We start from the raw sequence: 23,980 nt of genomic DNA, 5'->3' as shown, positions 1-23,980 counted from the left end.
GACTCCTCGACATCAGCTCCGAGGGATGGGCTGGTTTCATCGGATTCCATGAATCATGAACGTGGCGCGCTGGAGCCGACACTCCGGTGAATCGAGGAAGCCCCCGTCCCCGGTCGTCCGCCGGGTACGGGGGCTTCGCCCCTCGCGGGCTTTCACTGTGGTCTCAGTTCTCCAGCTCGTCCAGTGCGCCGAGCTGACCCATCAGGCCGAGCCGGTCGTACTCCCACCAGCCCTCGGCGATCCTCCCGCCGGAGTCGAAGCGGTGGATCGTCGTCCCGGTCATCCTGACCAGTCCCCGGGTGTTCGGCAGCCCCAGGAACTCCGCCTTCTGCCGCCCCTTCCAGATCCACCGGGTGCAGACCCGGTCGTCCTGGGTGAACTGGTCCTCGACATGGAACGTGAAGTCGAAGGCGCCCCGCCACATCTCGATCTCGCGCCGTACCGCGTCCATGCCGATGGTGTCCTGCCCGTTGCCCGGGTCGTGGCCGTGGTAGTCCTCCGCGAGCAGACCGTCCAGCGGAGCCAGCGGGCCGGCCGCGGCGATCGTCTCGAAGAACCGCCGCGCGGCACCGGTGTACAGCCGCTCGTCCCGCACCACGTCCAGGTCGGTGAACGTCGGCGTTCCGTCGCAGAGCGCGAGCAGGTCGTGGAAGACCTTGTCGGTCTCCGGGAGGGTCGAGTTCCGCATCGCCTCCTCGTACGACGGGAACTCCACGATCTCCACGACGTGCGACGCGTCGGAGCGGTCCCGGCCGACCACCGCGTGCGTCGCCGTCCGCTTCCCCTTGGTCTGCTCGACCCAGCTGTCCAGCAGCCGCTCCATCTCGGTCAGCCGGCTGGTCCTGCACTCGATGAGCTGCACGAACGTCATGACACCGCCTCCGGCCCCCCTGGGTCCGGTCCCGCCCGCCCATTTTCCCACCGGACCGGCCGCGGCTCCTGCTGTCGGGCCTACTGCGGCCCGTACTTGCGCCCCGTCTTCGAGCTGATGCCGCCCACCAGCCCGTGCGGCGCCATCTTCGCCAGGCCCGTCAGCACCTTGTAACGCGGATCCGGGATCGACAGCGTCTTGCCGCGCGCGAGGTCGGCCAGCGCCGCCGCCACCAGCTTGTCGGCGTCCAGCCACATCCAGCCCGGGATGTTGTCGGTGCCCATCCCGGCCCGCTCGTGGAACTCCGTACGGACGAACCCCGGCGCCAGCGCCATCAGCCGGACCCCGCTGTCCGCGAGATCGCGCGCCGCGCCCTGGGTGAACTGCACGACCCACGCCTTGGAGGCGCCGTACGTACCGCGCGGCACGAAGGCCGCCACCGAGGCCACGTTGACGACCCCGCCGCGCCCGCGCTCCCGCATCGCCTCCGTCGCCGCGGCCGTCAGCCGCAGCACCGCCTCGCAGTGCACCTTGAGCATGCGCAGCTCGTCGGCCATCGGCACGTCGAGGAACCGGCCCTTGTTGCCGAAGCCCGCGTTGTTGATCAGCAGGTCGACCGGGTTCCTGCGGTCGCCGAGGCGGGTGGCGACCGCCTCGATGCCGGTGTCCTCGGCGAGGTCGGCGGTGAGCACCTCCGCCTCGATGCCGTGCCGGTCGTGCAGTTCGGTCGCCTGTTCGCGCAGCCGCTTGGTGTCCCGTGCGACCAGGACGAGGTTGTGCCCGTCGGCCGCCAGCCGCCGCGCGAACGCGGCACCGATCCCCGCGGTCGATCCCGTAATCAGAGCCGTTGTCATGGCCCAAGGGTAGTTACCCGGACTGACGGCGTCCGCTGTGCGCACCGGCTCTCCCGATGGGTGAAGCACGGGTGAACGGCGTGCGCGTGACGGCCGTTCAGTCCTCTGCGGTTGCCGACTGCGCCGCCACGTACTTCCGGGCCTGCGCCAGCGTCTCCGGGTGCAGCGCCTCGCCCGCCGCGAGCACCCGCGGCAGCAGCTCCCGCTCGGTGGTGACGGCGCGGAACTGCATCGCCGCGGTCACCCCGTGCTCCGGACGGCGCACGATCTCGATCGGGTCGCCGGCCCGGATCTCACCCGGTTCGATCACCCGGAGGTAGGCACCGGTCGCACCCTTCCGCGTGAACCTCTTCACCCATCCCCGTTCGCCCAGATGGCCCTGGAAAGTGCGGCACGGGATGCGCCCGGAGGTGACCTCCAGTACGACCTCGGAACCGATCCGCCAGCGCTCGCCGATCAGCGCATCCGACACGTTCAGCCCGTTTGTCGTGAGGTTCTCACCGAAACAGCCGTTCGGCAGCGGCCGGCCGAGCTCCTTCTCCCAGTCGTCGAGGTCCTCGCGCGCGTAGGCGTACACCGCCTGGTCGTGGCCGCCGTGGTGGCGCAGCTCGCACACCGTGTCCCCGGCCAGCCCGCTGCCCGCGGTCCCCTTCGGCCCGGGCGCCGCCACCCGCACCGGCCCGTCCACCGGGCGCTTGTCGATACCGGTCACGCCGTCGGCCTGGTCCGTGTGCGGTGACGGTGTCGGACGGCCGAGGTTCAGCGAGAGAAGCTCCATGCTCCGACGGTACGGGAGCGCGCTCAAAGCGTCGACGCGATATTGGGCACCCTGTCCAAGTCCGCCTTATGCTCGAAACATGATCGAGGCCCGTCATCTCCGCGTCCTGCGTGCCGTCGCCACCACCGGTTCCTTCTCGGCGGCGGGGCGCGAACTGGGCTGCACCCAGCCCGCCGTCAGCCAGCAGATGAAGGCCCTGGAGGGCTCCGTGGGCACCCCGCTGCTGGTCCGCAACGGCCGCGAGATGCGCCTGACCCAGGCCGGCGAGGCCCTGGTCCGGCACGCCTCCGGGATCCTCGCCGGACTCACCGCCGCCGAGGAGGAGGTCGCCGCGATCGCCGGGCTGCGCGCGGGCCGGGTCCGGCTGGTCTCCTTCCCGAGCGGCAGCTCCACCCTGGTCCCGACCGCCCTCGCCGCCCTGCGCGCGGCCCACCCCGGCACCCGGGTCTCCCTGGAGGAGGCCGAGCCGCCGAACTCCGTGGACCTGCTGCGCGCGGGCGACTGCGACATCGCCCTGGCCTTCCGGTACGAGGGCGCGGCGGACGCGGGGGAGTGGGACGACCTGGTGGTACGGCCGCTGCTGACGGACCGTCTGGTCGGCCTGGTACCGGAACGGCACCGGCTCGCCCGCGCGGAGTCCGTCGCCCTCGGCGAACTCGCCGACGAGCCCTGGATCGCGGGCTGTCCGCGCTGCCGGGGACAGCTCGTCCAGGCGTGCGAGAGCGCCGGCTTCACGCCCCGTATCGACTTCGCCACCGACGACTATCCGGCGGTGGTCGGCCTGGTCGGCGCCGGTCTGGGGGTGGCCGTGCTGCCCCGGCTCGCGATCGAGTCGGTACGCCCGAGGGGGGCCCGCGCGGTGGTTCTGGAACCCGCGGTGCGCCGGGAGATCGTCGCCCTCACGCTGCCCGACCTGGCACAGGTGCCGGCCGTGGCGGCGACGCTGGAGCAGCTGGGCCGGGCCGCCCGGCGGGCGTAGGAGAGTGGCCGGGCACGCGCGCGTGCCCGATCGTCGGGGGATTGTCAACGATATGCAGAAACGTTCTTTCAGGTGTCGGAGGCGGAGCCGCCGCTGGTCGTCGATGCCGACACCAGCCTGTTGCGCGCCCGCCCCATGAGCTCTTCGCGCTCGTCCTCGGTCAGGCCGCCCCACACGCCGTACGGCTCACGGACCGCCAGCGCGTGCGCCGCGCACTCCGCGCGGACCGGGCACCTCATGCAGACCTCCTTGGCCGAGTTCTCACGGGCACTCCGAGCCGCCCCGCGCTCGCCCTCGGGATGGAAGAAGAGCGAGCTGTCGACCCCGCGGCAGGCGGCGAGGAGCTGCCAGTCCCACAGGTCCGCGTTCGGTCCGGGAAGGCGGGAGAAATCTGCCATTACGTGACCCCTTGTAGCCGTTCTGGGCGGATACGGTGCCAACGACCGTACATCTCCGGTCTAGAGAGATGAAAATATGACTCATTGGCAATCTAGCCCCAGACACCGTGAAACGGGAAGAAAAAGGTCTAAATGGGGCATTGGATGTGATGAAAAGTTGAGGGTCTGACGTCCATGTCTGCACCGTGTCCGCGCCCTCACGTAGAGTGCCGAAGACGGCACGCAGCCCCGTAACTCTTTCGAGTGACCGTCGTTGAGAGTGCGGAGGCGGTTGAAACAACAAGCGCTCGGGCAGGCGTCCGAGACGGTCGACCGCACAGGTGACGATTCCGTACCAGCCTGGAGGCTCAAGGTGACGCGCATCAGCTGCGGAGGGCGGTCATGACATCCGTCCTCGTCTGCGACGACTCCCCGCTTGCCCGAGAGGCGCTGCGCCGCGCGGTCGCGACCGTGCCCGGCGTCGAGCGCGTGACGACGGCTGCCAACGGCGAGGAAGTCCTCCGCCGCTGGGGTGCCGACCGCTCCGACCTGATCCTGATGGACGTGCGCATGCCCGGACTGGGCGGCGTCGAGACCGTGCGCCGGCTGCTGTCCGCCGACCCCGGCGCGCGCATCATCATGCTCACGGTCGCCGAGGACCTGGACGGGGTGGCCCTGGCCGTCGCCGCCGGTGCCCGCGGCTACCTGCACAAGGACGCCTCGCGCGCGGAGCTGCGCGCGACCGTCACCCAGGCGCTCGCCGACCCGACCTGGCGACTGGCGCCCCGCCGCCTGCGCTCGGCCGAGATGGGCGCCGCGCCCACCCTCACCGCGCGTGAGATCCAGGTGCTCGAAGGCATGAGCCACGGCCGCTCCAACGCCGAGATCGGCCGCGAGCTGTTCCTCTCCGAGGACACCGTCAAGACGCACGCCCGGCGCCTGTTCAAGAAGCTCGGCGCCTCCGACCGCGCGCACGCGGTGGCCCTCGGCTTCCGCTGGGGACTGGTTCGCTGATACGGCGGTGAGCTGCGCCGCAGCGGGGAAGCGGACCGACCGGACGCCCCCGCCTACCCCACGGTGGGCGGGGTCCGCAAGGCCGGCCGGCGCAGGCCCGCTGCTCGTTTCGGCGCCGATGCCGCATCCTTGAGGTGTGGAGTCTCTCGGGGACGAGTCGTTCGAGCGGAAGGGGAGGGCGCAGGAGATGAGTTCCGGCGCACCTGCTCATAACGCTTCGGTGCACAACGACGGACGCGGTGCCACGCAGCCGACGGCGGCAGGGCACCATGGACCGATGCGCGAGGACGAGGCGGTCACTGCCATAGGGACGATCGGTTCCCTTGTCCATCGCGCCGTAGACGGGGACGAGCAGGCCACGCACGACCTGCTCGCCCATGTCCACCCACTCGCGCTGCGCTACTGCCGCACGCGTCTGTCCCGGCTGCCGGGCGACGCCCGGCACTTCGTCGAGGACCTCGCGCAGGAGGTCTGCGTGGCGGTTCTCCTCGCGTTGCCCCGCTATCGCGACACGGGCCGCCCCTTCGAGGCCTTCGTCTTCGCCATCGCCTCCCACAAGGTCGCCGACCTGCAGCGGGCCGCGATGCGCCACCCGGGCTCCACGGTCGTCCCCTCGGACGAGATGCCGGAACGCCCCGACGACTCCCTCGGCCCCGAGGAGCGGGCGCTGCTCAGCAGCGACGCCGAATGGGCCAAGAAACTGCTGGCCAACCTCCCGGAGAACCAGCGCGAGCTGCTGCTCCTGAGGATCGCCGTGGGCCTCACGGCCGAGGAGACCGGCCAGATGTTGGGAATGTCACCGGGCGCGGTGCGGGTGGCCCAGCACCGGGCGCTGAGCCGGCTGCGGGCGCTGGCCGAGCAGTAGAGGGCAGTGGCGGAGCAGCGGACGGCAGTGGCCGAACGGGTTGCATCACCCCCGATGAACAGGCGCACGCCCAATTCCGTACGAACATACGAAGCCCGGAGCTGAGTCGTACCGTGGAATTTGGGACCCGTGCTTCCCGTTAGCATGGGCATCCGCACCGTTCAAGGCCATTTGGGGAAGGTGTCATGACTGCCAACGTCGACGGAGTGCCCGGAAAATTCGCGACACTCGGGCTGACCTACGACGACGTGCTGCTGCTGCCGGGCGCATCCGAGGTGCTCCCCAACGCGGTCGACACCTCGTCCCGCATCTCCCGCAACGTGCGGGTCAACATCCCGCTGCTCTCCGCGGCGATGGACAAGGTGACCGAGTCCCGCATGGCGATCGCGATGGCCCGGCTCGGCGGCGTCGGCGTGCTGCACCGCAACCTGTCCGTCGAGGACCAGGTCAACCAGGTCGACCTGGTCAAGCGGTCCGAGTCCGGCATGGTCACCGACCCCATCACGGTGCACCCGGAGGCGACCCTCGCCGAGGCCGACGCGCTGTGCGCCAAGTTCCGCATCAGCGGTGTGCCGGTCACCGACCCGGCCGGCAAGCTGCTCGGCATCGTCACCAACCGCGACATGGCCTTCGAGTCCGACCGCGGCCGCCAGGTGCGCGAGGTCATGACCCCGATGCCGCTGATCACCGGCAAGGTCGGCACCACCGGTGTCGAGGCCATGGAGCTGCTGCGCAAGCACAAGATCGAGAAGCTTCCGCTGGTCGACGACGCGGGCGTCCTCAAGGGCCTGATCACCGTCAAGGACTTCGTCAAGGCCGAGAAGTACCCGAACGCCGCGAAGGACTCCGAGGGCCGGCTGCTGGTCGGCGCCGCCGTGGGCGCCAGCCCCGAGGCGCTGGAGCGGGCCCAGGCGCTCGCCGACGCCGGGGTGGACTTCCTGGTCGTCGACACCTCGCACGGGCACAACAGCAACGCCCTCAGCTGGATGGCGAAGATCAAGTCGAGCGTGAACGTCGACGTGATCGGCGGCAACGTCGCCACCCGCGACGGCGCGCAGGCCCTGATCGACGCCGGTGTCGACGGCATCAAGGTCGGCGTGGGCCCCGGCTCGATCTGTACCACCCGCGTGGTCGCCGGTATCGGCGTCCCGCAGGTCACCGCCATCTACGAGGCGTCCCTCGCCGCCGGCCCGGCCGGTATCCCGCTGATCGGCGACGGCGGCCTGCAGTACTCCGGCGACATCGGCAAGGCCCTCGCGGCCGGCGCCGACACGGTGATGCTGGGCTCCCTCCTCGCGGGCTGCGAGGAGTCCCCGGGCGAGCTGCTCTTCATCAACGGCAAGCAGTTCAAGTCGTACCGCGGCATGGGCTCGCTGGGCGCCATGCAGTCGCGCGGCCAGGGCCGGTCGTACTCGAAGGACCGCTACTTCCAGGCCGAGGTCTCCTCCGACGACAAGCTCGTCCCCGAGGGCATCGAGGGCCAGGTGCCCTACCGGGGCCCGCTGGCCAACGTGCTGCACCAGCTGGTCGGCGGTCTGCGCCAGACCATGGGCTATGTGGGCGCGGCCACCGTGGACGAGATGGAGTCCAAGGGCCGCTTCGTGCGGATCACCGCGGCGGGCCTCAAGGAGAGCCACCCGCACGACATCCAGATGACGGTCGAGGCGCCGAACTACAGCCGCAAGTAGTCACCCGTCTTTCCCGAGGGCGGTCCCGGACCCACCGGGGCCGCCCTCGCCGTACCCGTCGGCGATACTGGTAGACGCTGAAACGCAGAGGGAAAGGCCACAGACGTGACTGAGATCGAGATCGGGCGCGGCAAGCGCGGCCGCCGGGCGTACGCCTTCGACGACATCGCCGTCGTCCCCAGCCGCCGTACGCGGGACCCGAAGGAGGTCTCGATCGCCTGGCAGATCGACGCCTACCGCTTCGAGCTGCCGTTCCTGGCCGCACCCATGGACTCGGTCGTCTCGCCGGCCACCGCGATCCGCATCGGCGAGCTCGGCGGCCTCGGCGTGCTCAACCTCGAAGGCCTCTGGACGCGGTACGAGGACCCGCAGCCGCTGCTCGACGAGATCACCGGGCTGGACGCCGAGACCGCCACCCGCCGCCTCCAGGAGATCTACTCCGCCCCCATCAAGGAGGAGCTGATCGGCGCGCGCATCAAGGAGGTGCGCGACTCCGGCGTGGTCACGGCGGCCGCGCTCTCCCCGCAGCGCACCGCGCAGTTCTCCAAGGCGGTCGTGGACGCGGGCGTCGACATCTTCGTCATCCGCGGTACGACGGTCTCCGCGGAGCACGTCTCGTCCTCGCACGAGCCGCTGAACCTGAAGCAGTTCATCTACGAGCTCGACGTCCCGGTGATCGTCGGCGGCTGCGCCACCTACACGGCGGCCCTGCACCTGATGCGCACCGGCGCGGCGGGCGTGCTCGTCGGCTTCGGCGGCGGCGCCGCGCACACCACGCGCAACGTGCTCGGCATCCAGGTCCCGATGGCCACGGCCGTCGCCGACGTGGCCGCCGCCCGCCGCGACTACATGGACGAGTCCGGCGGCCGCTACGTGCATGTGATCGCCGACGGCGGTGTCGGCTGGTCCGGCGACCTGCCCAAGGCGATCGCCTGCGGCGCCGACTCGGTGATGATGGGCTCCCCGCTGGCCCGTGCGACCGACGGCCCGGGCAAGGGCCACCACTGGGGCATGGAGGCGGTCAACGAGGAGCTTCCGCGCGGCAAGAAGGTCGACCTGGGCACGGTCGGCACCATCGAGGAGATCCTCACCGGCCCGTCCCACACCCCGGACGGCTCGATGAACCTCTTCGGCGCCCTGCGCCGCGCGATGGCCACCACCGGCTACAGCGAGCTGAAGGAGTTCCAGCGCGTCGAGGTGACGGTGGCGGACTCGCAGCACAAGCGGTAACCCGCGTCCTGGGACGCATGGAGGGCCGGTCACCCCGGGCGGGGTCACCGGCCCTCTCGCAGGTCCGTCAGCGAGCCGCCTTCTGGGCCCCCGAGAACGCCGCCCACGCCGCGATCGCGAAGAAGACGAAGGTCAGCGGGTCGGCCTCCTCCTTCCAGGCGTCCTGGACGACGCCGAAGTGCTGGAAGAAGACCTCGGAGAACGCCACGTCGAGCTGGTCGGCGCCGATCATCGCCTCGCCGACGAGCTGGCCCAGGTAGACCGAGCCGAGCGCGAGGACGGCCGCGGTGATCGCGAGCGCCGGGTTGCGGCCGCCGAGCTTTCCGGCCGCGAGACCGATGACGAAGCCGACGCCGACGGCCGCCCAGCCGATCTCGTGCTTGGTGAGGCCGATGACCACGCCGTAGAGCGCGGCGGCGGCCACGGCCGCGACGAACGCGGCGCCCAGACCGAGGGCTATGTTGCCCTGCGGCGGCGGCGCGGGCGGCGCCGGCGGCGGGGGCACGGTGCCGGGCGCCTGCTGCTGGGCGAACGGGTTGCCGTCGGCCGGCAGCGGCTGGGGCTGCGGCGGTGGTGGCGGAGCTGACTGGCTCATGACAGAAATCCCCCCTGGGAAAAGCACTGAAAGATCAGTGAAGTGAAGAGACGCGCGCACATCTGTGCGGCAGGTGAGGGGAGACTAACAGCCGCCTGTGACAACGCCCCCGGGGATTTCGCGCGGCCGGGGCCCGCTCCGCCCGCTCAGAGCCGGTGCGCCGCCCCCGTGGGCGTCGCGCCGCGCGTGTCCAGCAGCAGCTGCGCCTTCACCGACAGGCCCTGGAGGTCGTACGTCCGGTGCTGCTGGACCAGGATCGTCAGGTCGGCGTCGGCGGCCGCCTCGTAGAGGGAGTCCGCGCGCGGCACCGGGCGGTCCAGGACGTTCCAGGACGAGATGTGCGGGTCGTGGTAGCTGACCGAGGCGCCCAGCTCCATCAGCCGGACCGCGATCTCCCGCGCGGGGGTGCTCTGCTGGTCGGCGAGGTCGGGCTTGTAGGTGACGCCGAGCAGCAGCACGCGCGCGCCGCGCGCCGACTTGCCGTGCTCGTTGAGGAGGGCGGCGGCACGCTGGACGACGTAACCGGGCATCCGGTCGTTGACCTGCTGGGCCAGCTCCACCATGCGCAGACCGCGGCCCGCGAGGCCGGACAGGTCCTGAGGGACGCCGTGGCCGCCGACACCGGGGCCCGGGCGGAAGGCCTGGAAGCCGAACGGCTTGGTCTCCGCGCAGCGGATCACGTCCCACAGGTCGACGCCCAGGTCGTGGCAGACGGCGGCCATCTCGTTGACCAGGGCGATGTTGACGTGCCGGAAGTTGGTCTCCAGAAGCTGCACGGTCTCGGCCTCGCGCGGTCCGCGCGCGCGGACCACCTTGTCGGTGAGCCGGCCGTAGAACGCGGCGGCCGACTCGGTGCACGCGGGCGTGAGACCGCCGATGACCTTCGGGGTGTTGGCCGGGGTGAAGGCGCGGTTGCCCGGATCCACCCGGCTGGGGGAGTAGGCGAGGTGGAAGTCGCGGCCCGCGCGGAGGCCGGAGCCCTTCTCCAGCAGCGCGCGCAGGAAGTTCTCGGTCGTGCCCGGGTGGACCGGCGACTCCAGGATCACCGTCGTGTGCGGGCGCAGCCGCGCGGCCAGCGTGCGGGCGGCCGTCTCCACCTGGCTCAGGTCGAGTCCGCCGTCCGCGTCGCGCGGGGTGGGGGCGCAGATGACGGCCGTGCGGACCCGTCCCAGCTGTGCCGGGTCCTCGGTCGCCCGGAAGCCCCCCGAGAGCATCCGGCGCCGCTCGGCGGGGCTGAGCGAACCGGCCTCGGGGCCGGTCGCGTAGCCGATCGTGGAGATGCCGGCGGCCACCGCGGCCTGGGCGAGGGGCAGGCCGTAGGGACCGAGTCCGATGACGGCGAGGTCTGCGGGCATGGAGTGGGCCGTCCTTCCCAGTAACCGAAGCGGGACAGGTGCGCAAGCCCTGTGGACAGGACAGGTGAAGCGCACTGTCACACTAGGAGTAAATATGACCGTTATGCGGGATTGTGTTCATGTGTCTTCCGTGGGTTCGGTGACCGTTGTCCACAGGCTGGGGGCGAGTGGTGGCTGAACTCGGGCAAGCCGGTCAGAATTTGGGCAGGGACCTCGCCTGCCGGGCGCGGCCCCTGCGACCGACGACGAGCGATGACCGATGGCGGCAGAGCGGGAGGCAGCGGTGAGGACAGCGACACTGGGGCCGGAACAGCGTGCCCAGTCCCTGGCGGCGATGGCCGAGCGTGAGCTGGACGTGCTGGTCGTGGGCGGTGGGGTGGTCGGCGCGGGCACCGCGCTGGACGCGGCCACCCGGGGCCTGAACACCGGCATCGTCGAGGCCCGCGACTGGGCCTCGGGCACCTCCAGCAGGTCCAGCAAACTGATCCACGGCGGCCTGCGCTATCTGGAGATGCTCGACTTCGCCCTGGTCCGCGAGGCCCTCAAGGAACGCGGCCTGCTGCTGGAGCGGCTCGCCCCGCACCTGGTCAAGCCCGTCCCGTTCCTCTACCCGCTCCAGCACCAGGGCTGGGAGCGGCTGTACGCCGGTTCGGGCGTCGCCCTCTACGACGCGATGTCCATGGCCCGCGGGCACGGGCGGGGCCTGCCCCGGCACCGCCACCTGACCCGCGGCCACGCCCTGCGGGTGGCGCCCGCGCTGCGCAAGGACGCCCTGGTCGGCGCCATCCAGTACTACGACGCCCAGATGGACGACGCCCGCTATGTCGCGACCCTGGTGCGCACCGCGGTGTCCTACGGCGCGAAGGCCGCCAACCGGGCGCGCGTGACCGGGTTCCTGCGCGAGGGGGAGCGGGTCGTCGGGGCCCGGGTGCAGGACGTGGAGGGCGGCGGGGAGTACGAGATCCGCGCCCAGCAGGTCGTCAACGCGACCGGGGTGTGGACCGACGACACCCAGGCGCTGGTCGGCGAGCGCGGCCAGTTCCACGTCCGCGCCTCCAAGGGCATCCACCTGGTCGTCCCCCGGGACCGGATCCACTCCACGACCGGGCTGATCCTGCGCACCGAGAAGTCGGTCCTGTTCGTCATCCCCTGGGGCCGGCACTGGATCATCGGCACCACCGACACCGACTGGGACCTGGACAAGGCCCACCCGGCCGCCTCCAGTGCCGACATCGACTACCTGCTCAACCACGTCAACTCGGTGCTCGCGGTGCCGCTCTCGCGCGACGACGTCCAGGGTGTGTACGCGGGACTGCGCCCGCTGCTGGCCGGCGAGTCCGACGCCACCAGCAAGCTGTCGCGCGAGCACACGGTCGCCCATCCGGTGCCGGGGCTCGTGGTCGTCGCGGGCGGCAAGTACACGACGTACCGGGTGATGGCCAAGGACGCCGTCGACGAGGCGGTGCACGGACTCGACATGCGGGTGGCGGAGTGCGTCACCGAGGACGTCCCGCTGCTCGGCGCGGAGGGCTACCGGGCGATGTGGAACGCCCGGGCCCGGATCGCCGCCCGCACCGGCCTGCACGTGGTGCGCGTCGAGCACCTGCTCAACCGGTACGGCTCGCTGGCGGAGGAGGTGCTCGACCTCATCGCCGCCGACCCGGCCCTGGGCGAGCCGCTCTCGGCCGCCGACGACTACCTGCGCGCCGAGGTCGTCTACGCCGCCTCCCACGAGGGCGCCCGCCACCTCGACGACGTCCTCACCCGCCGTACCCGCATCTCCATCGAGACCTTCGACCGCGGCACCCGCAGCGCCCGCGAGGCCGCCGAACTGATGGCACCGGTGCTGGGCTGGGACAAGGACCAGATCGAGCGGGAGGTCGAGCACTACGAGAAGCGGGTGGAGGCGGAACGCGAGTCCCAGCTCCAGCCGGACGACCTGACGGCGGACGCGGCACGGCTGGGGGCGCCGGACATCGTGCCGCTGTAGACGGCCGGGCCGGGTGCCGGGCGCCTCGGCCGGGCCCTACCCGTCGCCGGGGCAGAACTCGGCCGCGAGCAACGCGGGTTCGAGGTGCGGGTCGGCGATCGTCGTCGTGTTCACGCGGAACGTGAGGACATGCCGGCCGCCGAGCGTGGCGGCGCTGCGTACGTAGCTGCCCGCGATCCGGCCGTTGTGCCCCCACACCGTGATCCCGCACGGCAGCTTCGCCGGAAAGATCCCCAGACCGTACGCGCCGTGCGTGACCCGGGTGTTGAGCATCGCGCGGAGCAGGTGCGGGGACAGCAGCTCGCCGCCCAGCAGCGCCGCGTAGAAGCGGTCCAGGTCGTCGAGCGTGGTCACCAGCTCGCCCGCGGCGCCGGCCACGCGCGGGTCGAGGTCGGTGACGTCGGCGCCGTCGGCCGTGTAGGCGTGGCCGTGCGGGGCGGGCAGCGTGGTGCGGGCGCCCGGGAAGGACGTGCCGGTGAGCCGGAGCGGAGTGATGATGCGGCGCCGGGCCTCGGCGGCGTACGAGTGGCCGGTGACCCGCCGGACGACCATGCCGAGCACGGTGTAGTCGGTGCTGGAGTATGCGTACCGGCCCAGGCCGGTGGAAGGGAGGGCGAGTGAGACGCGCACGGCCTGCAGCGGGGTCAGGGGGACGGCGCCCCGGGTGACCCTGGTGAAGTCGGCCAGTCCGCTGGTGTGGTCGAGCAGGGCGCGCAGGGTGATCCGGCGTCCGTCGGTGCCGTGTCCGCGCAGCAGTCCCGGCAGATACCGCTCCACGGAGTCGGAGAGGGACAGCCGGTGCTCCGCGGCCAGTTGCAGGACGACGGTGGCGATGAAGGTCTTGGTGACGCTGCCGGCGCGGAAGCGGTCGGCGCGGGTGATGTCCGGGCCGGCGGCCGCGTAGCGGATGTCGTCGCCGTCGTGGTCCAGGAGGGCGGCGGCCGGTGCTCCGCCTTTGGCGACGAACTGTGACAGAAGCGGGTCCGTGGACTCCGCCGAGGACGCGGAACCGGCCATCAGCGGGGCGAACAGCAGCGCGAGAGATACCGGTATGGCCACCAGTGTCCGAAGCGACGGCATCCGGGATCCTCCCTTGTCGCCGCCCATCTTCCCGGCTCGCGTGACGCCCTCGTCACCGGGGGTTCCGGTCGGCCGGCCCCGATGCGCGGTCAGGGGCCCCCTGGGCGTCGGGCACTTGTCGGGTGAGGGACAATGAAGGCTCTGTCAGGGCGGGTTGCATGAGGGGACGCATGTCGGAGGCGGAGCGGGCGGGGACTTCTCGTCAGGAGACTCGTCAGGACAACAGTGAGCGTCTTCTCGCCGGGCGGTACCGGCTGGGAGGTGTACTCGGCCGCGGCGGCATGGGCACGGTGTGGCGGGCCGAGGACGAGACCCTCGGCCGGACGGTGGCGGTCAAGGAGTTGCGGTTCCCGTCGAACATCGACGAGGAGGAGAAGCGGCGCCTGATCACGCGCACCCTGCGCGAGGCCAAGGCGATCGCCCGGATCCGCAACAACAGCGCGGTGACGGTCTTCGACGTGGTCGAGGAGGACGACCGGCCCTGGATCGTGATGGAGCTGGTCGAGGGCAAGTCGCTGGCCGAGGTCATCCGCGAGGACGGCCTGCTGAAGCCGAAGCGCGCGGCCGAGGTCGGGCTCGCGATCCTGGACGTGCTGCGGTCGGCCCACCGCGAGGGCATCCTGCACCGGGACGTGAAGCCGTCCAACGTGCTGATCTCCGAGGGCGACGGCCGGGTCGTGCTCACCGACTTCGGTATCGCCCAGGTCGAGGGCGACCCGTCCATCACCTCCACCGGCATGCTCGTCGGCGCCCCCTCCTACATCTCCCCGGAGCGGGCCCGCGGTCACAAGCCCGGCCCGGCGGCCGACCTGTGGTCGCTCGGCGGCCTGCTGTACGCGGCGGTCGAGGGTGCCCCGCCGTACGACAAGGGGTCGGCGATCGCCACGCTCACCGCGGTGATGACCGAGCAGCTGGAGGAGCCCAAGAACGCGGGACCGCTCAAGGACGTCATCTACGGGCTGCTCACCAAGGACCCGGCCCAGCGGCTGGACGACGCGGGCGCCCGGGCGATGCTCAACGCGGTCATCGACCTGCCGGCGGAGGCGCCGCTGGACGCCACCCGCGTCGTACCGCTGCCGCCGCAGCCGGACGCTCCGCCGCAGGAGCAGGGCGCGGGGGCCAAGCGGGGCGAGGCGGCCGGGGAGAAGCGGCGGGGCGCGCTGCGGTCCGTGCGCAAGGCCGCGGCGGCGGCGGGTGTCGCGGCCGTGGCCCGGACGAAGAACGCCGAGGCGAAGAGCACCGAGGCGAAGAACGCCCAAGCGAAGAGCGCGGAGCTGAAGAGCACCGAGGCGAAGAGCGCCGAGGCGAAGAGCGCGGCGCCGCAGAACGTGCCGCCGCAGAACGTGCCGTCGAAGGGTGCCGCGGGTCCGGTCGCCTCCGGTTCGGGCGGTCCGGCCGGTTCGGCGTCGGCCCCGGGGTCGGTCGCGGGTGCGCGTCCGGCCGCCGGTGGATCCGCTGCCGCCGCCTCGGCGGGGGCCAAGCCCGCGGCCGGGAAGGCGAGTTCGGGGTGGCCCGTGGTGCCGCCGCCGGATCTGGACCTGGCGCCGCGCCCGGTGCCCCGGGCGCCGATCACCGACGTGGTGCCGAAGCGGACCCTGGTGATCATCGCTGTGGTGGTGGTGCTCGCGGTGCTCGGCACGGTGCTCGCCCTCACGCTCGGCGGCGGCGATGACGACAGCAAGGGAAGCGGCAAGAGCGGCGGTTCCAAGGCGGTGGCGACCTCGGGGGCGAGCGCGAGCGCCAGTGCCGGTTCGGGGTCCGGCTCCGATGCCACCACCAAGGAGGACACGAGCGGCGACACGAAAGCGGACGGCGGCTCCTCGGCGAGCGCGGCCTCCGGGAGCGGCGACGACTCGGACGCCTCGGGCGACGACGCCGCCTCCACGTCGAACTCCAGTGGCAGCGGCAGTGACGGTGGCAGCGCCCCGGTGGTGAAGACGTACAGCGGGAACCAGGGGTACTCGATCGGGCTGCCCAAGGGCTGGAAGTTCCAGACCAGCAGCTCCGCCGGTGACCGTTTCGTCGGCCCCGACGGGCAGAAGCTGCTGGTGGCGTGGACGAGCTCGCCCAAGGGCGATCCGGTGGCGGACTGGGAGAACCAGGAGCAGTACATGACGCGCTCCCAGTACCAGAAGATCCGTATAGCCAAGGTGAGCTACCGCGGTTGGAACACGGCCGACTGGGAGTTCACCTACGCGGAGAGCGGCACCGAGTACCGGACGATCGACCGGGGGTTCGTCGTCAGCTCGACCCAGGGGTACGCGCTGATGTACACCGCGAAGGCCGCCGACTGGAGCAGTGAGCTGCGCAAGGACACCTGGAAGACGCTGACGGGGTCCTTCGAGCCGAAGTGACAAATTCGCATCCCCACAATGCGAATTGCCTCCGGCACGTATCGTGAGTGGTTGCGGACCGTACGCATCCAGGTATGCATACAGAACGGGCCGCTCAGCGAACGGATTTGACCAACCGGCGGCCGGGGGAGGTTACGTGGACGACTATGCGGGTCGGGTACTCGCCGACCGCTACCGCCTGCCGCTGCCCCCCTCCGACGAGTACGAACTCCGGGAGACCCGGGCCTTCGACACCTACAGCGGGCAGGAGGTGTTCGTCCGGCAGGTGCCGCTGCCGGAGGTCGTCGAGGCGGAGGTGCTCGACGCGGAGGGGCTGCCCGAGGGGTTCACAGCCCGTGACGGAGGCGCGCGCCGGCCGCCGTCGGCCAGGACCGCGACACGCCGGCCCAGCGATCCCGTGGTGCGGCGCGCCGTCGAGGCCGCGCAGGCCGCCGCGCGGATCCCCGACCATCCCCGCCTCGACCAGGTCTTCGACGTGTTCGCCGAGGGCGGTTCGCTGTGGATCGTCAGCGAGTCGGTCGCCGCACGGCCGCTGTCCGCGCTCCTCCTCGAACAGCCGCTGAGCCCCTACCGCGCCGCCGAGGTCGCCTCCGACGTGCTGATGGCGCTCCGGGTGCTGCACGCCCATGGCTGGGTGCACCGCAACATCACCGCCCGCACGGTCCTCGTCTGCGACGACGGCCGGGTGCTGCTGACCGGCCTCGCGGTCGGCGCGGCGGAGGAGGCGCTCTGCGGCTACGACCCGGTGCCTGCGCCGGAGGGCGAGGGCGGCGGGCAGACCGGCGGAGGGCGGCCGGGCGGGCAGGCGGAAGGTTCCTCCGCCGCCGCGGGCACCTCGGCCCCTTCGGCCGTTCCCGGCGGGCAAGGCGGTCCGGGGGGTCCGGGACGTGTTCCCGCCGGGGGCATCGGGAGCGTTGGTGGTGCGCAGGGTGGTACACCCGGCGCGCCGGGGGCGCCCGGAGCCATGGAGGCGGATCCCGAGGCCGCCCGGCGTGCCGCCATCCAGGCGCGGGCGGCCGGCGGGCTGCCGGCGGCCGGTGCCGAGGAGGGTCCGGGCGGTGCCGGTACGGGCGCCGTGGAGCGGCGGGCGCTGGAAACCGGTGGGGACATCCGGGCCGCGCGGGCCGGGGCGATCGCCGCGTACCGGGCGGGGGCCAGAGCGGCCGCGCGGGTCCAGGAGGCCCAGAACGGCCGGGCCGCGCTGCCCGGCGCCCGGCGTCCGGCCGAGCCGGACAGCACCGGGCCGACCGCCCCGCAGCAGCCGTACGGACCGGGACACGCCAACGGCGCGGCGCAACCGCCGTACCCCAACGGAGGGGCACAGCCGCCGTACCCCAACGGAGGGGCACAGCCGCCGTACGCCAACGGGCAGGCGCAGACGCAGGCGCAGGATCCGGGCGGGGATCAGCGCACCGCCCCCGGCGGGCCGCCCGGTCAGATCGCCGACCCGTACGGGGTGCGCGGCGCGCCCTCGCCCTGGCACGGGGCCGTGCCCAGGACCCAGCCCGGGGTGCCGCCCGTACCGGCCGATGGCCAGGAGCGCACCGCGCTGCCGGCCGCCGGGCCCGGCACCGACGCTCCGCAGGCCGTCGTGCCCGCGCAGGCGGCCGGTTCCCCCGCCCGCTGGGGCGAGCCCGCCGTCGTACCCGGGCGGCGGGGGCCCGCCACCGCGCTGGCCGCCGAGCGGGCGCGGCAGGTGCGGATGACCGTGGTGGGGCCGGTGACCGAGCGCTGGGCGCCGGAGCAGGCCGTTCCGGTGCACGAGAACTGGCAGTTGGCGGCGCCCATCGGACCGGCCACCGACCTGTGGGCGCTCGGCGCCCTGCTGTTCCGGTCGGTGCAGGGGCACGCGCCGTATCCGGAGGAGTCGACGGCCGAGCTGGTGCAGCTGGTGTGCTCGGAGCCGCCCGCCTTCGCGGAGGAGTGCGGCTCGCTGCGGCCGGTCGTGGAGTCGCTGCTGCGTCAGGACCCCACCGAGCGGCTGGACTTCGAGGAACTGCGCGGCTGGCTGCGCTCGCTGGTGCGGTCCGCGCCCGAGCCGGACGCCGGCACGCATGTCGTCGCCGCCCCGCCCACCGATCCCAAGCGGCTGCCGATCGTCCGGCGGCGCGGGCAGCTGGTGCGCTGGCGGCGGGCCGGGCTCCCGGCGACCAGCCCGCACGGGCGGCACAAGCGGGCCCGGGAGCAGACCAGGTCGCCGCGGAAACTGGGCCGTACGCTGCTGTTGCTGGTGCTGCTCCTGCTGGCCGGGGCGGTCGCGTACGCCATGCTGTTCCTGCCGAAGAAGGGCAGCGCGGACGACGGCGGCGCGGGGACCGGCGACCGGACGGGCGCGGCGGGCGAGGTCAGCACCGCGCCGAGCCCGACGCCCACTCCGACCCCGACCCCGTCCCCGACGTCGACCCCGTCCACCGAGACCCAGACCACCGCCGGTTCGACCGGTGGCACGGCCGCCGACGGGTTCACCCTGCGCGACGATCCCAACGGCTTCCGGATCGCCGTCGCCGACGGCTGGACCCGTACGCCGAAGAACGGCAGCGGCCAGGTGATCTACTCGCACGGGAAGTTCGAGCTGATCGTGGTCGCCGGGCGGGACAGCGCGGCGACCTACGGCGACGACCCGATGACGTACCAGCGGGACAAGGAGCCGGAGCTGCAGCCGTACCGGGACTCCAGCTGGGCCACGGCCGGCGGGCTGCGCACCATCACGGTGGGCCAGCAGGTGTCCGCCGAGGGCCAGTTCACCTGGACGGACGGCCAGGAGGGCGACCTGTTCGTACGGAACATGGTCTTCCTGATCGACGGGCGGTACCACATCGTGCAGGTCCGCGGCCCGGAGTCGCAACGGGACGAGGTCACCGCGCTGTACGAGCAGGCGTCGACGACGTACAAGTACACGGGCTGAGCGGCGGTAAGCGGCGGTAACGCGTTCCGCGAGAACCGTCACAGTGCTGTCTCCGTGGGACCCCACCCGTTCCATGACCCGGGGCCGGTCCTTAGTCTGGCCCTGACAAGAGCATTGCGGGGCAACGTGAATCAGATGCAGGGCCTGCTCATCGCGGGCCGCTACCGGATCGCCGACACCATCGGCAGCGGCGGCATGGGCCGGGTGTGGCGAGCCCACGACGAGGTGCTGCACCGGGCCGTCGCCATCAAGGAGTTGACGGCCGCGCTCTACGTCTCCGAGAGCGAGCAGTCCGTCCTGCTGGCCCGTACCCGGGCCGAGGCGCGCGCCGCCGCGCGCATCAACCACTCCGCCGTCGTCACGGTCCACGACGTCCTCGAACACGACGGCCGCCCGTGGATCGTCATGGAGCTGGTCGAGGGCCACTCGCTGGCCGACGCGGTCAAGGAGCAGGGGCGCATCGACCCGCGGGAGGCCGCGCGGATCGGGCTGTGGGTGCTGCGCGCGCTGCGTGCCGCGCACAGCGCCGGGGTGCTGCACCGGGACGTCAAGCCGGGCAACGTGCTGCTCGGCCGGGACGGCCGGGTCCTGCTCACCGACTTCGGCATCGCGCAGATCGAGGGCGACACGACCATCACCCGTACCGGGGAGGTCGTGGGATCCGTCGACTACCTCGCGCCGGAGCGCGTGCGCGGGCACGATCCGGGCCCCTCCTCCGACCTGTGGGCGCTGGGCGCCACGCTGTACACCGCGGTGGAGGGGCGCTCGCCGTTCCGCCGCACCTCACCGCTGACCACCATGCAGGCGGTCGTCGAGGACGAGGTCGGCGAGCCGCTCAACGCGGGCCCGCTGGCACCGGTCATCACCGGACTGCTCCGCAAGGAGCCGGCCGAGCGGCCCGGCCCCGAGGAACTGGAGCACATGCTCGCCGAGGCGGCGGAGGGCCGCCGGCCGAGCTCGGCGCAGGCGTACGTGCCGACGGGGCGGTCGGGGTACGACATCACGGGGATCGGGTCCGGCGCCGGTACCCGCGTGCAGTCGGCCACCGGTACGCCGTATCCGCCGGTGACGATCGGGCCCGCGCCGGTGCCCGCGCCCGCACCGGCGAAGCGGTTCAGGCTGCGGACGTTCGCCCTGGTCGTCGCCCTGGCGGCGGTCGTCGGCGGGGGCGTCGCGGTGGCGCTGCAGCAGTTCGGCACGGACAGCCCCGGCGGCTCCGTCGACTCCTCGTCGACTCCGGCCGCCGGTTCCGGCGACGGCGCCAGTGCCTCGCCGAGCGACGGGGGCGGCCAGGGGACGGCGACGGTGCCCGCCGGCTGGGAGCGGCGCAAGGACCCGGTGGGCTTCAGCATCTCCCTGCCCAAGGGGTGGAAGCGGTCCGTCTCCATCGACCAGGACGGCCTCCAGCAGGTCGACTACTCGCCCGACAAGGGCAAGCACCTCGTGCGGGTCGCCGTCGACACCGCGCCGGACTACAGCACCTCGTACGCGCACATGAAGAACCTGCAGGGGCAGGTCTCGAAGCGGCTGATCGACTACAACGAGCTGAGCCTCAAGGAGGAGCTCTTCCGCGACCAGCCGGGCGTCCGCTGGGAGTACACCTGGGACGCGCGGGCCCAGGACGCGCCCCACTACTACCCGGGGCCCTACCACGCGATCGACGTCGGCTGGATGAACAGCGCCGGCACCGAGTACGCCCTCTACGAGGCCTCGCCGGCCGACGACTGGGACACCACCAGCAAGCAGTTCGACGTGATCCTGCGGGGCTTCCAGGAGGGCTGACCCGCACGCCGAGGACGACCGCACCGCCGAGGACGACCGCACCCGAAGCGGGGCGGTGGCGGGCGGCGGCGCGGGGCGGCGTACTTGGCCGGTCGCCGCGCCGGAAGGGGTCCGTCCGGTGCGGCATCATGGGGCCATGGGGACCGACGGGGAAGCCGTACGTCTGGTCGCGGGGCGTTATCGCCTGGACGCGCGGCTCGGGCGGGGCGGGATGGGTGTCGTATGGCGGGCGACCGACCAGTTGCTGGGACGGCAGGTCGCCGTCAAGGAACTCACCGTCGACGACTCGCTGCCGGAGGACGACGCCCGGCTGCGCCGCGACCGCACCCTGCGTGAGGCACAGGCCGTCGCGCAACTCCACCACCCGCACATCATCGTCGTGCACGACGTGGTGGAGGACGGTGAACGCCCGTACATCGTGATGGAGTTGATCGACGGCGGTTCGCTCGCCGACCGGATCTCCCGGAACGGGCCGGTGGACGTCGGTGAGGCCGCGCGGATCGGGATCGCCCTGCTGAGCGCGTTGGCGACCGCGCACCGGGCCGGGGTGCTGCACCGGGACATCAAGCCGGCGAACGTGCTCGTCGAGGCGGCGACCGGGCGTGTCGTGCTCACCGACTTCGGTATCGCCCAGGTCGCGGGCGCCACCACGCTCACCGAGACCGGTTCCTTCGTCGGCTCGCCCGAGTACACCGCGCCCGAGCGGATGTCCGGCACCCGGGCCGGTCCCGCGTCCGACCTGTGGTCGCTGGGCGCGCTGCTGTGCGCGGCGCTCAGCGGCGAGTCGCCGTTCCGGCGCGACTCGCTCGGCGGGATCCTGCACGCCGTGGTCTCCGACGAGATCCGGCCACCCGCCCAGGCGGAGCCGCTGCTGCCCGTGGTGCGCGGGCTGCTGGAGCGGGATCCCGAGCGGCGGCTGGACGCGGCGGAGGCCGAGCGGATGCTCCGCGGGTTCCTGGAGACCGGGGCGGTGGCGGTCGTGACGACGACGGAGAGCGTCGGCGCCGCGCCGTACACGCCGACCCAGCGGGACGTGCCGCGCCCGCCGGTACCGGTACCGGACCCGGCCGGACCGGCCCGGTACTCCCCGCGCGGTGTGCTGGTCGCCGCGCTGCTGGTCGCGGCGATGGCCGGGGCCGGCGTGTCGGCGGCGACGCTCCTGTTCAACGGGGGCGGGGGAGGGGGCGGCGCCCCGGGCCCCGGGAGCACGACGGCCGTCTCCGCGTCGCACACGGCATCCTCCGCGGCCCCTTCCCCCACCGTGTCCTCCACCGCGCCGTCGGCCTCGCCCACCCGCTCTCCCACGGTCCCCTCCGGGTACCGGCATGCGCAGGACCCGGCCGGCTTCTCCCTCGCCGTACCGGAGGACTTCACCCGCGACCCGCAAGGGGAACGCGTCTTCTACCTGTCGCCGGGGCAGACCTTCCGGCTCGGCGTCAAGGTCTCCGACCCGCAGACCGGCGGACCGGGCGCGGTGATGCGGCGGGCGGCGGCCGAGGGGCCGAGCACCAACCCCGGCTACCACGACGGCCTGGTCAGCGACACCACGCACGCCGGACACCCGGCCGCCTTCTGGGAGTTCACCTGGAAGGGCTTCAGCGCGACGGAGGGCCCCCGGCACACCTACGACCTGTGCTGGGAGGAGGGCGGGCGGATGTACGACGTGTGGGTGTCGGCGCCGGTCGGGAAGGTGCGGGAGGCACGCGAGTACTTCGACGTCGCCATCGACACGTTCACGGCGGGCTGAGGTCCTGCCCGGCCTCGCGTGGATCAAATGCGTTGCCCGGCGGACGAGTTGCGGTCATCCTCCTCATGATCCGATGTTGGCCGGTCGGCGCGCCCGCCGACTGGGCCGCGTCCAGCGACGAGTACCTCGCGCTGGTCTACGACGGGCAGGCCGACGAACTCCGGCTGTACGTGGGGTCGAGCTACCCCGCCGCCACGGCCGGCGTCGCCGGTGCGAACTCCTGGACGCCCACCGGCGCCCTCCAGGCCGGCCGCACCCTCACCCGGACGGCGGGACGGACCACCTGGCCGGCGCGATCGACGAGGTGCACACCTACGCGGGCGTCCTGACCCCGACCCAGCTCGCCCAACTCTCCCTCGGAGGCGTCGACATCTGAGGTGCGCGCGCCCCTTCCCCCGGGAGGGGCGCGCGCCCCGCACACCGCTGACCGCGCCGCTTCGACAAGTCCGTGGTGCGCAAGGTACTCATGGGGCATGAGTGAAGACGGCGAACAGCCGGTCGAGGGACGTCTGATCGGCGGGCGCTACCGGCTCACCGAGCGCATCGGCTCCGGGCCGACCGGGACCGTGTGGCGCGCCCGCGACGAACAGGACGGGCGGCAGGTCGCCGTCAAGGAGCCGCGCCCGGCCGGCGAGCCGGACGACGAGGAACGCCGGCGCGCCGCACATCGCCTGCTGCACGAGGCCCGCGCCGCCGCCCGCGTCGACCACCCGGCCGCCGTCGCCATTCACGACGTCTGTGTCGAGGACGAACTCCCGTGGGTCGTCATGGAGTTGGTGGAGGGGGAGGCGCTGGACGCGGCCCTCGCCGCCCGTGGGCCGCTGCCCGCCCCGGAGGCCGCCCGCATCGGGCTCGCCGTCCTCGGCGCGCTGCACGCCGCCCACGGCGTCGGCATCGTGCACCGTGACCTGAAGCCCTCCAACGTCCTCCTGGCGGCCGGCGGCGAGCGGGTCGTCGTCACCGACTTCGGTATCGGGGCCGGGCCGCAGGGACAGGGCGACGGTGACTTCGCGGCGCCCGAGTGCGGTGCGGGGCACGGTGCCGGGCCCGCCTCCGACCTGTGGTCGCTGGGCGCGCTGCTGCGGGCCGCGGCCGGCGGCGCGGAGGGCCCCCTCGGCCCGCTCCTCGATGAACTCCTCGCCCCCGAACCGGAGGCCCGGCCGACGGCCCCGGAAGCCGCCGAGGCGCTCGCCGAGGCCGCCGGGGTGAGCCTGCCGGCATGGGTGACCGAACCCCCGGCGGTCCCGGCCCCGGCTCCGGTACCTGCCCCGGACTCGGACCCGGACTCGGTCCACCCCCCGGCCGCACCGGACCCCGAACCCCGCCGCCTGACCCCCTTCGCCGCCCTCGGCCTGCTTCTCGCCAAAAAACCGGAACGCGGCTGACCGGCGCTGATCGTCCCCGTCCAACCCCCTGATCAGCGCATTCCCTGCCAGTGATCACTGGCGCCGTGTGTGCACTCGGTGAAACCGGGTTACCCACGGGTACCCAAAGGCTCCGCTCCCGAATACCCTGC

Annotated in this window: 19 protein-coding genes; 12 read left to right on the top strand and 7 right to left on the bottom strand. The window is 72.7% G+C overall.

Features of this window, described 5'->3' with window-relative positions; all coding sequences use genetic code 11:
- Positions 1–163: 163 nt before the first annotated feature.
- The 3 genes from ACGFZS_RS13590 to ACGFZS_RS13580 form a co-directional block, all read right to left on the bottom strand.
- A complete protein-coding gene (locus tag ACGFZS_RS13590) occupies positions 164–871 on the bottom strand; it encodes an ester cyclase (RefSeq protein WP_393795215.1) in 708 nt (235 codons plus the stop codon).
- Positions 872–951: 80 nt separating this feature from the next.
- Positions 952–1,725 carry an SDR family oxidoreductase gene (locus tag ACGFZS_RS13585; protein ID WP_359215151.1) on the bottom strand — a complete coding sequence of 258 codons (774 nt, stop codon included), beginning with the start codon at positions 1,723–1,725 and terminating at the stop codon, positions 952–954.
- A 97-nt stretch (positions 1,726–1,822) separates the two neighbouring features.
- The gene (locus ACGFZS_RS13580) at positions 1,823–2,503 is read right to left on the bottom strand and encodes an MOSC domain-containing protein (protein ID WP_393795214.1); all 681 of its coding nucleotides are present in this window, start codon (positions 2,501–2,503) and stop codon (positions 1,823–1,825) included.
- Positions 2,504–2,582: 79 nt separating this feature from the next.
- Between ACGFZS_RS13580 and ACGFZS_RS13575 the strand changes: the two genes are divergently transcribed.
- Positions 2,583–3,482 (top strand): LysR family transcriptional regulator, encoded by a 900-nt coding sequence (locus ACGFZS_RS13575; RefSeq protein ID WP_393795213.1) that lies wholly within the window; start codon positions 2,583–2,585, stop codon positions 3,480–3,482.
- A gap of 68 nt (positions 3,483–3,550) precedes the next feature.
- Here ACGFZS_RS13575 and ACGFZS_RS13570 read toward each other — a convergent pair whose 3' ends face one another.
- A complete protein-coding gene (locus ACGFZS_RS13570) occupies positions 3,551–3,880 on the bottom strand; it encodes a WhiB family transcriptional regulator (RefSeq protein ID WP_123974752.1) in 330 nt (109 codons plus the stop codon).
- 381 nt (positions 3,881–4,261) lie between these two features.
- On the opposite strand from ACGFZS_RS13570, the gene ACGFZS_RS13565 reads away from it, so the two are divergent.
- The 4 genes from ACGFZS_RS13565 (at position 4,262) to ACGFZS_RS13550 (ending at position 8,656) form a co-directional block, all read left to right on the top strand.
- Positions 4,262–4,873, top strand: coding sequence for a response regulator transcription factor (locus ACGFZS_RS13565; RefSeq protein WP_003948568.1), 612 nt, complete (start codon positions 4,262–4,264; stop codon positions 4,871–4,873).
- 277 nt (positions 4,874–5,150) lie between these two features.
- The gene (locus ACGFZS_RS13560; protein WP_355711232.1) at positions 5,151–5,738 is read left to right on the top strand and encodes a sigma-70 family RNA polymerase sigma factor; all 588 of its coding nucleotides are present in this window, start codon (positions 5,151–5,153) and stop codon (positions 5,736–5,738) included.
- A 185-nt stretch (positions 5,739–5,923) separates the two neighbouring features.
- Positions 5,924–7,426, top strand: coding sequence for an IMP dehydrogenase (gene guaB / locus ACGFZS_RS13555; protein WP_365694255.1), 1,503 nt, complete (start codon positions 5,924–5,926; stop codon positions 7,424–7,426).
- Between the two features lie 105 nt (positions 7,427–7,531).
- Positions 7,532–8,656, top strand: coding sequence for a GuaB3 family IMP dehydrogenase-related protein (locus ACGFZS_RS13550; protein ID WP_359215165.1), 1,125 nt, complete (start codon positions 7,532–7,534; stop codon positions 8,654–8,656).
- Between the two features lie 67 nt (positions 8,657–8,723).
- Here ACGFZS_RS13550 and ACGFZS_RS13545 read toward each other — a convergent pair whose 3' ends face one another.
- On the bottom strand, positions 8,724–9,251 hold the full coding sequence (locus tag ACGFZS_RS13545) for a hypothetical protein (protein ID WP_393795212.1): 528 nt from the start codon (positions 9,249–9,251) through the stop codon (positions 8,724–8,726).
- Positions 9,252–9,397: 146 nt separating this feature from the next.
- Positions 9,398–10,606 (bottom strand): nucleotide sugar dehydrogenase, encoded by a 1,209-nt coding sequence (locus ACGFZS_RS13540; protein WP_359215171.1) that lies wholly within the window; start codon positions 10,604–10,606, stop codon positions 9,398–9,400.
- 283 nt (positions 10,607–10,889) lie between these two features.
- On the opposite strand from ACGFZS_RS13540, the gene ACGFZS_RS13535 reads away from it, so the two are divergent.
- Positions 10,890–12,596: a glycerol-3-phosphate dehydrogenase/oxidase gene (locus ACGFZS_RS13535; protein ID WP_393664468.1), complete on the top strand. Its 1,707-nt coding sequence runs from the start codon at positions 10,890–10,892 to the stop codon at positions 12,594–12,596.
- Positions 12,597–12,632: 36 nt separating this feature from the next.
- Here ACGFZS_RS13535 and ACGFZS_RS13530 read toward each other — a convergent pair whose 3' ends face one another.
- Positions 12,633–13,676, bottom strand: coding sequence for a serine hydrolase domain-containing protein (locus ACGFZS_RS13530; protein WP_393795211.1), 1,044 nt, complete (start codon positions 13,674–13,676; stop codon positions 12,633–12,635).
- Positions 13,677–13,846: 170 nt separating this feature from the next.
- Here ACGFZS_RS13530 and ACGFZS_RS13525 point away from each other — a divergent pair, with 170 nt between their 5' ends.
- The 6 genes from ACGFZS_RS13525 (at position 13,847) to ACGFZS_RS13500 (ending at position 23,849) form a co-directional block, all read left to right on the top strand.
- Positions 13,847–16,030 (top strand): serine/threonine-protein kinase, encoded by a 2,184-nt coding sequence (locus tag ACGFZS_RS13525; RefSeq protein WP_393795210.1) that lies wholly within the window; start codon positions 13,847–13,849, stop codon positions 16,028–16,030.
- A 136-nt stretch (positions 16,031–16,166) separates the two neighbouring features.
- Complete coding sequence (locus ACGFZS_RS13520; protein WP_393795209.1) at positions 16,167–18,935, top strand: protein kinase; 2,769 nt, start codon at positions 16,167–16,169, stop codon at positions 18,933–18,935.
- 135 nt (positions 18,936–19,070) lie between these two features.
- A complete protein-coding gene (locus ACGFZS_RS13515) occupies positions 19,071–20,717 on the top strand; it encodes a serine/threonine-protein kinase (RefSeq protein WP_393795208.1) in 1,647 nt (548 codons plus the stop codon).
- 136 nt (positions 20,718–20,853) lie between these two features.
- Entirely contained in the window at positions 20,854–22,464 is a 1,611-nt protein-coding gene (locus ACGFZS_RS13510; RefSeq protein ID WP_393795207.1) for a serine/threonine-protein kinase, read from the top strand.
- A 65-nt stretch (positions 22,465–22,529) separates the two neighbouring features.
- Entirely contained in the window at positions 22,530–22,793 is a 264-nt protein-coding gene (locus tag ACGFZS_RS13505; protein ID WP_393795206.1) for a hypothetical protein, read from the top strand.
- A 144-nt stretch (positions 22,794–22,937) separates the two neighbouring features.
- Complete coding sequence (locus tag ACGFZS_RS13500; protein WP_393795205.1) at positions 22,938–23,849, top strand: serine/threonine-protein kinase; 912 nt, start codon at positions 22,938–22,940, stop codon at positions 23,847–23,849.
- Positions 23,850–23,980: the final 131 nt, after the last annotated feature.

This window comes from Streptomyces sp. NPDC048288 (genome assembly GCF_043201555.1).
Classification (GTDB): domain Bacteria; phylum Actinomycetota; class Actinomycetes; order Streptomycetales; family Streptomycetaceae; genus Streptomyces.
Note: the sequence above shows the minus strand (reverse complement) of the source record. Positions and strands in the feature narration are given on the sequence as shown.

What these genes read in the sequence shown, in the direction of transcription:
- ACGFZS_RS13575 (WP_393795213.1), top strand. Translation starts at nt 2,583, where the DNA reads ATGATCGAGGCCCGTCATCTCCGCGTCCTGCGTGCCGTCGCCACCACC.
- ACGFZS_RS13505 (WP_393795206.1), top strand. Translation starts at nt 22,530, where the DNA reads ATGATCCGATGTTGGCCGGTCGGCGCGCCCGCCGACTGGGCCGCGTCC.
- ACGFZS_RS13545 (WP_393795212.1), bottom strand. Translation starts at nt 9,251, where the DNA reads ATGAGCCAGTCAGCTCCGCCACCACCGCCGCAGCCCCAGCCGCTGCCG.
- ACGFZS_RS13570 (WP_123974752.1), bottom strand. Translation starts at nt 3,880, where the DNA reads ATGGCAGATTTCTCCCGCCTTCCCGGACCGAACGCGGACCTGTGGGAC.
- ACGFZS_RS13530 (WP_393795211.1), bottom strand. Translation starts at nt 13,676, where the DNA reads ATGCCGTCGCTTCGGACACTGGTGGCCATACCGGTATCTCTCGCGCTG.
- ACGFZS_RS13510 (WP_393795207.1), top strand. Translation starts at nt 20,854, where the DNA reads ATGGGGACCGACGGGGAAGCCGTACGTCTGGTCGCGGGGCGTTATCGC.
- ACGFZS_RS13500 (WP_393795205.1), top strand. Translation starts at nt 22,938, where the DNA reads ATGAGTGAAGACGGCGAACAGCCGGTCGAGGGACGTCTGATCGGCGGG.
- ACGFZS_RS13565 (WP_003948568.1), top strand. Translation starts at nt 4,262, where the DNA reads ATGACATCCGTCCTCGTCTGCGACGACTCCCCGCTTGCCCGAGAGGCG.
- guaB (WP_365694255.1), top strand. Translation starts at nt 5,924, where the DNA reads ATGACTGCCAACGTCGACGGAGTGCCCGGAAAATTCGCGACACTCGGG.
- ACGFZS_RS13560 (WP_355711232.1), top strand. Translation starts at nt 5,151, where the DNA reads ATGCGCGAGGACGAGGCGGTCACTGCCATAGGGACGATCGGTTCCCTT.
- ACGFZS_RS13540 (WP_359215171.1), bottom strand. Translation starts at nt 10,606, where the DNA reads ATGCCCGCAGACCTCGCCGTCATCGGACTCGGTCCCTACGGCCTGCCC.
- ACGFZS_RS13585 (WP_359215151.1), bottom strand. Translation starts at nt 1,725, where the DNA reads ATGACAACGGCTCTGATTACGGGATCGACCGCGGGGATCGGTGCCGCG.
- ACGFZS_RS13525 (WP_393795210.1), top strand. Translation starts at nt 13,847, where the DNA reads ATGTCGGAGGCGGAGCGGGCGGGGACTTCTCGTCAGGAGACTCGTCAG.
- ACGFZS_RS13515 (WP_393795208.1), top strand. Translation starts at nt 19,071, where the DNA reads ATGCAGGGCCTGCTCATCGCGGGCCGCTACCGGATCGCCGACACCATC.
- ACGFZS_RS13590 (WP_393795215.1), bottom strand. Translation starts at nt 871, where the DNA reads ATGACGTTCGTGCAGCTCATCGAGTGCAGGACCAGCCGGCTGACCGAG.
- ACGFZS_RS13580 (WP_393795214.1), bottom strand. Translation starts at nt 2,503, where the DNA reads ATGGAGCTTCTCTCGCTGAACCTCGGCCGTCCGACACCGTCACCGCAC.